At 71.7% G+C, this 10178-nt stretch carries 11 protein-coding genes; 6 read left to right on the top strand and 5 right to left on the bottom strand.

Translation table 11 applies throughout. The annotated features are described in order from the left end of the window. From CCN72_RS25620 to CCN72_RS25610, 3 genes are all read left to right on the top strand, one after another. Window positions 1-1636 (top strand): DEAD/DEAH box helicase (locus CCN72_RS25620; protein ID WP_244174446.1); only part of this gene is annotated, 1636 nt, incomplete at its 5' end. A gap of 301 nt (window positions 1637-1937) precedes the next feature. Continuing rightward, complete coding sequence (locus CCN72_RS25615; protein WP_085568547.1) at window positions 1938-2579, top strand: IclR family transcriptional regulator; 642 nt, start codon at window positions 1938-1940, stop codon at window positions 2577-2579. 155 nt (window positions 2580-2734) lie between these two features. After that, window positions 2735-3526 carry a S16 family serine protease gene (locus CCN72_RS25610; protein WP_086809972.1) on the top strand — a complete coding sequence of 264 codons (792 nt, stop codon included), beginning with the start codon at window positions 2735-2737 and terminating at the stop codon, window positions 3524-3526. Here the strand turns inward: CCN72_RS25610 and CCN72_RS25605 are convergent. From CCN72_RS25605 to CCN72_RS25595, 3 genes are all read right to left on the bottom strand, one after another. Beyond that, the gene (locus CCN72_RS25605; protein WP_086809971.1) at window positions 3523-3708 is read right to left on the bottom strand and encodes a hypothetical protein; all 186 of its coding nucleotides are present in this window, start codon (window positions 3706-3708) and stop codon (window positions 3523-3525) included. The two genes, CCN72_RS25610 and CCN72_RS25605, sit on opposite strands and share 4 nt — an antisense overlap. A gap of 47 nt (window positions 3709-3755) precedes the next feature. Then, complete coding sequence (locus CCN72_RS25600; protein ID WP_086809970.1) at window positions 3756-4340, bottom strand: ArsR/SmtB family transcription factor; 585 nt, start codon at window positions 4338-4340, stop codon at window positions 3756-3758. A 97-nt stretch (window positions 4341-4437) separates the two neighbouring features. Next, window positions 4438-4905 carry an Lrp/AsnC family transcriptional regulator gene (locus CCN72_RS25595; RefSeq protein WP_037651437.1) on the bottom strand — a complete coding sequence of 156 codons (468 nt, stop codon included), beginning with the start codon at window positions 4903-4905 and terminating at the stop codon, window positions 4438-4440. A 122-nt stretch (window positions 4906-5027) separates the two neighbouring features. Here CCN72_RS25595 and hppD point away from each other — a divergent pair, with 122 nt between their 5' ends. After that, the gene (hppD, locus tag CCN72_RS25590) at window positions 5028-6176 is read left to right on the top strand and encodes a 4-hydroxyphenylpyruvate dioxygenase (RefSeq protein ID WP_086809968.1); all 1149 of its coding nucleotides are present in this window, start codon (window positions 5028-5030) and stop codon (window positions 6174-6176) included. Window positions 6177-6263: 87 nt separating this feature from the next. Here the strand turns inward: hppD and CCN72_RS25585 are convergent, their stop codons facing one another. Beyond that, on the bottom strand, window positions 6264-7754 hold the full coding sequence (locus CCN72_RS25585) for a tetratricopeptide repeat protein (RefSeq protein WP_086809966.1): 1491 nt from the start codon (window positions 7752-7754) through the stop codon (window positions 6264-6266). Window positions 7755-7846: 92 nt separating this feature from the next. Between CCN72_RS25585 and CCN72_RS25580 the strand changes: the two genes are divergently transcribed. Continuing rightward, entirely contained in the window at window positions 7847-9271 is a 1425-nt protein-coding gene (locus tag CCN72_RS25580) for an FAD-binding oxidoreductase (RefSeq protein WP_086809964.1), read from the top strand. Between the two features lie 29 nt (window positions 9272-9300). Here the strand turns inward: CCN72_RS25580 and CCN72_RS25575 are convergent, their stop codons facing one another. Continuing rightward, the gene (locus CCN72_RS25575) at window positions 9301-9714 is read right to left on the bottom strand and encodes an SsgA family sporulation/cell division regulator (RefSeq protein WP_086809963.1); all 414 of its coding nucleotides are present in this window, start codon (window positions 9712-9714) and stop codon (window positions 9301-9303) included. Window positions 9715-9959: 245 nt separating this feature from the next. Here CCN72_RS25575 and CCN72_RS25570 point away from each other — a divergent pair. Next, on the top strand, window positions 9960-10178 hold a 219-nt coding region (locus tag CCN72_RS25570; protein WP_143664198.1), incomplete at its 3' end, for a DUF2510 domain-containing protein.

Here is a 10178-nt window from a genome sequence, read left to right as displayed (position 1 = left end):
CGGCGCCGGCAAGACCACCTTCGCGCTGACGCTGGCCTCATGGCTGCTGCACCACCACGTGGTGCAGCAGGTGACCGTGGTCGCGCCCACCGAGCACCTGAAGAAGCAGTGGGCCGAGGCGGCGGCGCGGGTCGGCATCAAGCTCGACCCGGAGTACAGCGCCGGGCCGCTCGGCCGGGAGTACGACGGCGTCGCCGTCACCTACGCGGGCGTCGGCGTGCGGCCCATGCTGCACCGCAACCGCGCCGAGCAGCGCAAGACCCTGGTGATCCTGGACGAGATCCACCACGCCGGCGACTCCAAGTCCTGGGGCGAGGCGTGCCTGGAGGCGTTCGAGCCCGCGACCCGGCGGCTCGCGCTGACCGGTACGCCGTTCCGCTCCGACACCAACCCCATCCCCTTCGTGACGTACGAGGAGGACAACGCGGGCATCCGCCGCTCGGCCGCCGACTACACCTACGGGTACGGCTCCGCGCTCTCCGACGGCGTCGTGCGCCCGGTCATCTTCCTCTCCTACAGCGGGCAGATGCGCTGGCGCACCAAGGCCGGTGACGAGATCGCCGCCCGGCTCGGCGAGCCGATGACCAAGGACGCGGTCAGCCAGGCCTGGCGCACCGCGCTGGACCCGCGCGGCGACTGGATGCCCAGCGTGCTGCGCGCCGCCGACCAGCGGCTCACCGAGGTCAGGAAGGCCATCCCGGACGCCGGCGCCCTCGTCATCGCCTCCGACCAGGACTCCGCCCGCGCCTATGCCAAGCTGATCCGCGAGATCACCGGTACGAAGGCCACCGTCGTCCTGTCCGACGACACCGGCGCCTCCAAGCGCATCGACGACTTCAGCGCGAGCGAGGACCGCTGGATGGTCGCGGTCCGCATGGTGTCCGAGGGCGTCGACGTGCCCCGCCTCGCGGTCGGCGTGTACGCCACCACCATCTCCACCCCGCTGTTCTTCGCGCAGGCCGTCGGCCGTTTCGTGCGTTCCCGGCGGCGCGGCGAGACCGCCTCCGTCTTCCTGCCGACCGTGCCCGACCTGCTCACCTTCGCCAACGAGATGGAGAAGGAACGGGACCACGCCCTCGACAAGCCGAAGAAGGAGGGCGAGGAGGACCCGTACGCCGAGTCCGAGAAGGAGATGGAGGAGGCGAACAAGGAGCAGGACGAGGACACCGGCGAGCAGGAGCAGTTCTCCTTCGAGGCGCTGGAGTCCGAGGCCGTCTTCGACCGGGTGCTCTTCGACGGCGCCGAGTTCGGCATGCAGGCCCACCCGGGCAGCGAGGAGGAGCAGGACTACCTCGGCATCCCCGGACTGCTGGAGCCCGACCAGGTGCAGATGCTGCTCCAGAAGCGGCAGGCCCGGCAGATCGCGCACAGCAAGAAGAAGCCGGACACCGAGGCCGATCTGCTCGAACTGCCCGCCGAGCGGCGCCCCGTGGTCTCCCACAAGGAGATGATGGAGCTGCGCAAGCGGCTCAACACGCTCGTGAGCGCCTACGTCCACCAGAGCGGCAAGCCGCACGGGGTGATCCACACCGAGCTGCGCCGGGTGTGCGGCGGACCGCCGAGCGCGGAGGCGACGGCGGGACAGCTGAAGCAGCGGATCACCAAGGTGCAGGAGTGGGCGACCCGGATGCGCTGACGCGCGGCTGACACGTCGGGTTACGCTGCCGTACGTATCCGGACGTATACCGTCAGTTCGTCTTCGTCCTTGCCCGGATTCTGGACCAAGACTTCCGCTCAGCGAACCCGCTTCGCTACTGTCCCGCTACGCAACGCCCCGTGGCAGCGCCGCCGCGGAGCGCAGCCGTGAAAGCGACAGGGTCCGGAGCCGCCGGGCCGTCCTGCCGATCGGCGGCCTCTGGAGCGCGTCGCCGACGGGACTCGGTGACGCATTTCCCGCTCGGGGGTACGCCGACCTCACCGCCGAAGGAGTGGGCGTCGTGACCGCGGAGACCTCTCAGACGCTCGACCGGGGACTGCGCGTCCTCAAGCTGCTCGCCGACACCGACCACGGGCTCACCGTCACCGAGCTGTCCACCAAACTGGGCGTGAACCGGACCGTGGTGTACCGGCTGCTCGCCACGCTGGAGCAGCACGCTCTGGTACGACGTGATCTGGGCGGCCGGGCCCGCGTCGGGCTGGGGGTGCTGCGGCTCGGGCGCCAGGTGCATCCGCTGGTCCGGGAGGCGGCGTTGCCCGCGCTGCGGTCGCTGGCGGAGGAGATAGGCGCGACGGCGCATCTCACGCTGGTCGACGGCACGGAGGCGCTGGCGGTGGCGGTGGTCGAGCCGACCTGGACCGACTACCACGTGGCGTACCGCGCGGGCTTCCGGCACCCGCTGGACCGGGGCGCCGCGGGCCGCGCGATCCTGGCCGCCCGCCGGGCCCCCGCCGCGGAACCTGCCTACACCCTGACCCAGGGTGAACTGGAGACCGGCGCGTGCGGAGCGGCCGCGCCACTGGTGGGGGTGACCGGGGTGGAGGGCAGCGTGGGCGTCGTCATGCTCGCGGACTCCGTCCCGGAACGCGTCGGCCCGAGGGTGGTGGAGGCGGCCCGGGAGGTGGCGGAGGCGTTGCGCTGAGCCCCGGGGCGCGTCGAGGGCACCGCAGAGGCCCCTTGAGGGGCGCGGGGAACCGCGCGCGAAGGCCCCACCCGACGGCAGCTGAAACCGATGCCATGCGCCCCTGACGGTCACCGCCAGGCCGCCGGACGGCACACGTCACGTAAATTGAACCCGTGCTCTCACGTCTCACGCGCCCCCAGGCCCTCACCCTGTGCGCGCTTCCCGTCGTCGCGCTCCTCGCCACCGCGGTGTTCGCGCCGCTGCCGTTCTCCGTGGCGCAGCCCGGGATGACGGCGAACGTGCTGGGCTCGAACCGGGGCGCGCAGGTGATCACGGTCAAGGGCGCCGACACCCGCCGGACGAGCGGCCAGCTGCGGATGGTCACCATCGAGGCGACCGGCCCCGACGCCCGCCTCACCCTCTCGGACCTGGCCGGCGACTGGTTCCGTACCGACCGGGCCGTGATGCCCCGCGACGCGGTGTACCCGAGCGGCAACACGCTCAAGGAGATCGAGCAGCACAACACGGCGCAGATGCGGCAGTCGCAGGACGCGGCGACCAGCGCGGCGCTGAAGTACCTCGATCTGAGCCCCGACAAGGTCGAGGTCACGCTGAAGCTGGCGGACGTGGGCGGCCCGAGCGCGGGCCTGCTGTTCACGCTGGGGATCATCGACAAGCTGCACGGCGACGGCCACGGCGGCGATCTCACCGGCGGCCGCACCGTCGCCGGTACGGGCACGATCGACGAGGCCGGCAATGTGGGCGCGGTCGGCGGGGTGGGCCTCAAGACGCAGGCCGCCCGCCGGGACGGTGCCACCGTCTTCCTGGTCCCGAGGGCCGAGTGCGCCGACGCCCGCGGCGATCTCCCCAAGGGCCTGCGCCTGGTCCCGGTGACCACCCTGAAGAGCGCGGTCGACTCCCTGCGCGCCCTGGAGACCGGAAAGGGCCCGGTACCGAGCTGCTAGCGCGCGACCGCCAGTGCCGGGCGGGGTGCGGAGACGAGCCGCAGCCCCAGGTCGACCAGGGTCCAGCCGACGCGGGTCCGCAGTTCCGTCGCCGGCTGCACCGCGGCGGCGAGGTGGTGGGCGGTGGCCCGGGCGCGGAGGTCGGCGCGGTGCTGCCGGGCGAGCTGGGCGTTGATCTCCATGGCGTTGCCTCTCACTTCGGGTCGGGTTGCTTCGCGTTGATGTCGGGTCACTTCGCGTCGATGGGGAACAGGTGCGTGTGGACGCGGACCTGCTCCGCCTCGGGAGCGTCTGCGGCGACCTCGCGGTCGCGGTAGCCGTCGATCAACTCGTGCATCTTCTCGATGAGTTCGAGCGCGAGGTCGGGCGTGAGCCGCAGCTTCATGTCGCTCATGTCGGTGGCCCGGGACCACGCGGGGGACCACGCGTCGCGGGTGCCGAGCCAGGCGGCCAGCTCACGGGCGTGCCGGGCGGCGCCCTCCTGGAGGAAGACCTCCGTAAGACCCCGTACCTCGGGGCTCGCGTCCTCGAAGTCCGTGCTGTCGTACGCCAGTCCCTGGGCGACCGCCTGCCACCAGCGCTCCCGGCCCCTGCCCAGTTCCGGCGCGTCCTCGACGAAGCCGTGGTCGGCGAGCTGGCGCAGGTGGTAGCTGGTCGCACCGCTGGACTCACCGAGCCGCTCGGCCAGTTGGGACGCGGTGGCGGGGCCGTGGTCCCGCAGGGCGTCCAGCAGCTGCATCCGCAGGGGATGGGCGAGCCCGCGCAGTGAGCGGGCGTCCAGCCGGCGCTGTTTCGGTGTCTCGTGCTCCGTCATGCGTACAAAGGTAGCTATGCAAAGCCTCCTTTGCAACGCTTCTTTTGCATCAACTTCTTTGCATCAACTCCCGCGCGTCAGTCGTCCGTTGGGCCCCTCACTCCTCCGCCGCCTGCTCCACCAGCGGAATCACCCGCAGCGGCACCGGGTTCTCCATCACGATCGCCGTGGAGGCGCGCACGATGCCCTCGAAGCCGACGACCCGGTCGATCACCCGTTGCAGATCGGCGTTCGAACGGGCCACCAGACGGCACAGCATGTCCCCGCTGCCGGTCGTGGTCAGCAGCTCCAGTACCTCGGGCACCGTGGTCAAGTAGGCCCGTACGTCGGCCCCCTGGCCCTGCCGGATCTGGAGCGTGGCGAACGCGGTGACCGGATAGCCGAGGGCCGCGGGGTCCACCTGGGGGCCGAAGCCGCGGATCACGCCGTTGGACTGGAGCCGGTCGAGCCGGGCCTGCGCGGTGCCCCGGGCGACCCCGAGCCGACGGGACATCTCCAGCACGCCGATCCGCGGTTCCCGCGCCAGCAGCACAATGATCTGCCCGTCCAGATGATCGATCGCCACAGCCGCTCCCGGGGTGGTCATCATGTACAGAAAGTCCGGCCACTGGGCCGTTTCACTTAACAAAATGCCCAGTGAATGCGGAAACTATTGCGCACCTTGCAGAGTCCGGTCACCCTTCCGCTATGACGCAGACCACACAGCACACTCCCGACGCGACCGCCCGGCAGGCCGACCCCTTCCCGGTCAAGGGAATGGACGCGGTCGTCTTCGCCGTGGGCAACGCCAAGCAGGCGGCGCACTACTACTCCTCCGCCTTCGGCATGAAGCTGGTCGCCTACTCCGGACCGGAGAACGGCAGCCGCGAGACCGCCAGTTACGTCCTGGAGAACGGCTCGGCCCGGTTCGTCTTCACCTCGGTGATCAAGCAGTCCAGCGAGTGGGGCCGCTTCATCGAGCAGCATGTCGCCGAGCACGGCGACGGCGTCATCGACCTGGCCATCGAGGTCCCGGACGCCCGCGCCGCGTACGAGTACGCCATCGCGCACGGCGCCCGCTCCATCGACGAGCCGTACGAGGTCAAGGACGAGCACGGCACCGTCGTCCTCGCGGCCATCGCCACCTACGGCGAGACCCGGCACACCCTGGTCGAGCGCACCGGCTACGAGGGCCCCTACCTCCCCGGCTTCGTGACCGCCCAGCCGATCGTGCCGCAGCCCGAGCACCGCACCTTCCAGGCGATCGACCACTGCGTGGGCAACGTCGAACTCGGCAAGATGGACGAGTGGGTCGGGTTCTACAACAACGTCATGGGCTTCACGAACATGAAGGAGTTCGTGGGCGACGACATCGCGACCGAGTACAGCGCGCTGATGTCGAAGGTCGTCGCGGACGGCACCCTGAAGGTGAAGTTCCCGCTCAACGAGCCCGCGATCGCCAAGAAGAAGTCCCAGATCGACGAGTACCTGGAGTTCTACGGCGGCCCCGGCGTCCAGCACATCGCGCTGAACTCCAACGACATCGTGCAGACCGTCCGTGACATGCGCGCGGCCGGCGTCGAGTTCCTCAACACCCCGGACTCGTACTACGAGACCCTCGGCGAGTGGGCCGGCGAGACCCGGGTGCCGGTGGAGACCCTGCGCGAGCTGAAGATCCTGGTCGACCGCGACGAGGACGGCTACCTGCTCCAGATCTTCACCAAGCCGGTCCAGGACCGTCCGACGGTGTTCTTCGAGATCATCGAGCGGCACGGCTCGATGGGCTTCGGCAAGGGCAACTTCAAGGCCCTGTTCGAGGCGATCGAGCGCGAGCAGGAGAAGCGCGGCAACCTCTAGACCGCAACCTCTGGACAGAGCGACCGCCACCCCCCGCATGACGGGGACCGCCCGGTGCCGCACCCACCGGCCGGTCCCCGTCACGGCTCAGCCCGGCACCGCCACATCCGGCGGATTCCCGAGCGCGGCCAGGGCCGACTTCGCCTCGCGGGCCCACAGCGGGGAGAACGCCGGGCTGATCTGGAGCGCCTCCTGGAGGCTGCGCCGGGCGGGCCCGTCCAGTTCCAGGGCGGATTCGATCGCGCCCCGGTGATAGGCGTACAGCGCGCTGCGCACGCCCCCGCCCTTCGTGCCGTCCGTGGCCGTCGTGGCGTACTCCAGGGCCTCGTCGTCCTCGCCGGCCCGGTGCAGCGCCCAGCCGAGGGCGTCGGCCACCTCGGTGCCGGGCTGGCGGTCGTACTCGCCGCGCAGCCGCTCCACGGCCTGCTGCGCGTCCCCGTGGTCGGCCTCGTACCGGCCGAGCACCAGCTCGTCGTCCACCCCGTTCGAGGTCTCCCGCTGCGCCAGCTCCCGCACCCGGTCGTAGCTCTCGCGGGCCTGCGCTGCCATGCCCAGCGACTCGTACAGCTCGCCCAGTTCGAGCGCGTCGCGCGGGTCCGGGCGGCGGGCCAGCGCGGTGCGGTACGCGGTCACCGCCTGCGTCGAACGGCCCAGCGCCGCCAGCACCCGGGCCCGCCCCGCCGGCGCGGCCGGCTGGTCGGCGTCCTGGCGCAGGGCCGCGTCATAGTGCCGCAGCGCGTCCTGGAGGTCGCCGCGCTCGAAGGCCAGCTGGCCCAACTGGGTGAGATACGCGGCCTGTTCGGCGGGGGTGCGGGCGGCGGCGGCCGCGTCGGTCAGCTGGGCCACCGCGTCCTCGCGCCAGCCCCGGTCGCGGTAGACCGCGGCGGCCCGCGCCATCACCGCGGGGCGCTCGGCCGCACCCGGCTTGAGCGCCATCAGCTTGTCGAAGGAGTCGCCGACCGCGTCGTAGTCGCCGAGCCCGGTATCGGCGTCGATGAGCTGGGAGTACGACGACCACCGCGCCGGCGCCAGCTCCTGGGCCTGCTCGGCGTAACGTTTCGCCTCGGTGAAGTCACGGCGTGCCAGGGACAGCGCGGTCAGGCCGTCCAGCGCCTGGAGGTTCTGTTCCTCGTCCACCATCCGGAGCGAGGTCTCCAGCGCCTTTTCGGCCCGCGGGAAGTCCGCCGCCCCGGCGGTGGCGCGCCCCCGTTCGACGTACGCCGTCCCCAGCACCGCCCACGCCTTCGCGTCCTGCGGCTGGGCCCGCACCCGCTGCTCCTGCTGTCCGATCAGCGCCGTCAGGGCCGGCAGCGTCGCCGGCATCCCGGAGGTCACCGCGGTCAGCGCCTGCGCCGCCTGTACCGGGGCGCGCAGCTGCGCCCGGTGGGCCCGCGGCCCCGGGGCGGGCGGACTCACGGCCTCGGGGTCGATCCCCGGCCAGATGGCAAGGACCGCTCCCGCGACCACCCCGCTGGTCAGCGCGGTGATCAGTACCCGCCGCAGCAACCGCCGGGAACGGCGGGGCGCGGGCGGCCCGCTCGGCAGGGGCGTTCCCGGCTCGCTCACTCGGTTGTCCATGGCGCTCACTGTGCGTCAATATGACAAGAAGATCGCGCCGGGCGTGGCGAGAGGCTGACGGGGTTCACACCGATGGCCGTGAGTGCGAACCTGTGATCATGAGCCGCATCGAAGCACGTCGCGATGAAGCCATCGAAGCCATCGCAGCAACCGGCAGCCTCACCGACCTGCTCCTGGCCGGACTGCCCCCCGAGGCCGTGCTGACCGACCCCGACGTCACGGCCGCCTACGCCCACGACATGGCCAGCTTCTGCCCCGCCGGAGCCCCCGCCGTCGTGGTCCTGCCGCGCACCGTGGAGCAGGTGCAGCACGTCATGCGCACCGCCACCGCACTGCGCGTCCCCGTCGTCCCCCAGGGCGCCCGCAGCGGACTGTCCGGCGCGGCCAACGCCTCGGACGGCTGCATCGTGCTGTCCCTCACCAAGATGGACCGCATCCTGGAGATCAGCCCCGTCGACCGGGTCGCCGTGGTCGAACCGGGCGTGATCAACGCGGACCTCTCCCGCGCCGTCGAGGAGCACGGCCTGTACTACCCGCCGGACCCCTCCAGCTGGGAGATGTGCACCATCGGCGGCAACATCGGCACCGGCTCCGGCGGCCTGTGCTGTGTGAAGTACGGCGTGACCGCCGAGTACGTCCTCGGCCTGGACGTCGTCCTCGCCGACGGCCGGCTGATGTCCACCGGACGGCGCACCGCCAAGGGCGTCGCCGGCTACGACCTCACCCGGCTGTTCGTCGGCTCGGAAGGCTCCCTCGGCATCGTGGTGCGCGCGGTCCTCGGCCTCAAGCCCAAGCCGCCCCAGCAGCTCGTGCTGGCCGCCGAGTTCCCCTCCGCCGCGAGCGCCTGCGACGCCGTCTGCCGGATCATGGCCGGCGGCCACCTCCCCTCGCTCCTCGAACTGATGGACCGTACGACCGTCAAGGCGGTCAACGACCTGGCCCACATGGGCCTGCCGGAGACCACCGAGGCACTGCTGCTCGCCGCCTTCGACACCCCGGACCCGGCCGCCGACCTCGCCGCCCTCGGCGCCCTGTGCGAGGCCGCCGGCGCCACCGAGGTCGTCCCGGCCGAGGACGCGGCCGAGTCCGAGCTGCTCCTCAAGGCCCGGCGGCTCTCGCTGACCGCGCTGGAGGCGGTCAAGGGCACGACGATGATCGACGATGTGTGCGTACCTCGCTCCAAGCTGGGCGCCATGCTGGAGGGCATCGACCGGATCGCCGCGAAGTACGGCCTGACGATCGGCGTCTGCGCCCACGCGGGCGACGGCAACACCCACCCCACCGTCTGCTTCGACGCGGCGGACGAGGACGAGTCCCGCCGGGCCCGCGAGTCCTTCGACGAGATCATGGCCCTCGGCCTGGAACTGGGCGGCACCATCACCGGCGAACACGGCGTCGGGGTGCTGAAGAAGGACTGGCTGGCCCGGGAGATCGGGCCGGTCGGGGTGGAGATGCAGCGATCGGTGAAGCAGGTCTTCGATCCGCTCGGCATCCTCAACCCGGGCAAGCTCTTCTGAGGCCGCCGGGCGCGTCGCTGCGGCCCGCCTCACCGGGCGAGCAACTGGTCGAGGGCGTCGTCGATGCCGAGCTGCCCGCCCTCCGTGCCCGGCGGGACCACCCGCAGGGTGCGCTCCAGCCAGGCGGAGACCTGCGGGGTCGGCGCCTCCAGGAGCGCGTCCCCGTCGGGCGAGGTCAGCGCCATCAGGACGACGCTGCGCCCCGCCGACTTCGTCGGCCACACCCGCACGTCCCCGTGCCCGCACGGCCGGAACACGCCCTCCACCAGCAGATCGCGGGCGAACGTCCAGTGCACCGGGAACTCCGAGTTGATGTGGAAGACGACATGGACGGCGTAGGGGTCGTCGGAGCGGTAGACGAGCCGGGCCGGGACCGGGATGCTCCGCTCGGGCGACAGGATCAGCTTGAGTTCGAGCTCCCGCTCCACCACGGTGTGCTGCATGACCTGGGTTTCCTTTCGTGCCGGGGACTGCGCGGGTCCGCTCGGCGCGGGCCCGTACCAGGGGAGAGGGGGCAACGGCCCGCGCATTACGCGGGTCCGGAGAAAATTTTTTCGGCCCGGTCCGGGCGGCGCGCGTGGCGTTGCCCGGATGGAGTGGGTCCTGCGGGACTGGCGGTGGCGCGTGCCCGCGTCTGATAGATGTGGGAGGCCCCATCCCACCCACGAGCAGATACGGGACGACGGACATGAGCGCCCCAACCCCGGCCCCCGGTGACGACCGGCCCCGCGAGGGCTACTACCCGGACCCGTCCATCCCCGGCTACGTCCGGTACTGGAACGGCGCCGCCTGGGTGCCCGGCACCAGCCGCCCGGCCCCGAAGGACGGCGAATCGCTCGCCCCGCCCCCGGGTGTCACCCCGGCCGTGGAGGAGACGGGCCCGCACTTCTTCGACGAGGAACCCGGC

This window comes from Streptomyces murinus (genome assembly GCF_002154555.1).
GTDB classification, from domain to species: Bacteria; Actinomycetota; Actinomycetes; order Streptomycetales; family Streptomycetaceae; genus Streptomyces; species Streptomyces murinus.
Note: the sequence above shows the minus strand (reverse complement) of the source record. Positions and strands in the feature narration are given on the sequence as shown.

Excerpts from the sequence above, each read along its gene's own strand:
- CCN72_RS25575 (WP_086809963.1), bottom strand. The coding sequence starts at position 9,714 with ATGCAGCACACCGTGGTGGAGCGGGAGCTCGAACTCAAGCTGATCCTG.
- hppD (WP_086809968.1), top strand. The coding sequence starts at position 5,028 with ATGACGCAGACCACACAGCACACTCCCGACGCGACCGCCCGGCAGGCC.
- CCN72_RS25600 (WP_086809970.1), bottom strand. The coding sequence starts at position 4,340 with ATGACGGAGCACGAGACACCGAAACAGCGCCGGCTGGACGCCCGCTCA.
- CCN72_RS25585 (WP_086809966.1), bottom strand. The coding sequence starts at position 7,754 with ATGGACAACCGAGTGAGCGAGCCGGGAACGCCCCTGCCGAGCGGGCCG.
- CCN72_RS25605 (WP_086809971.1), bottom strand. The coding sequence starts at position 3,708 with ATGGAGATCAACGCCCAGCTCGCCCGGCAGCACCGCGCCGACCTCCGC.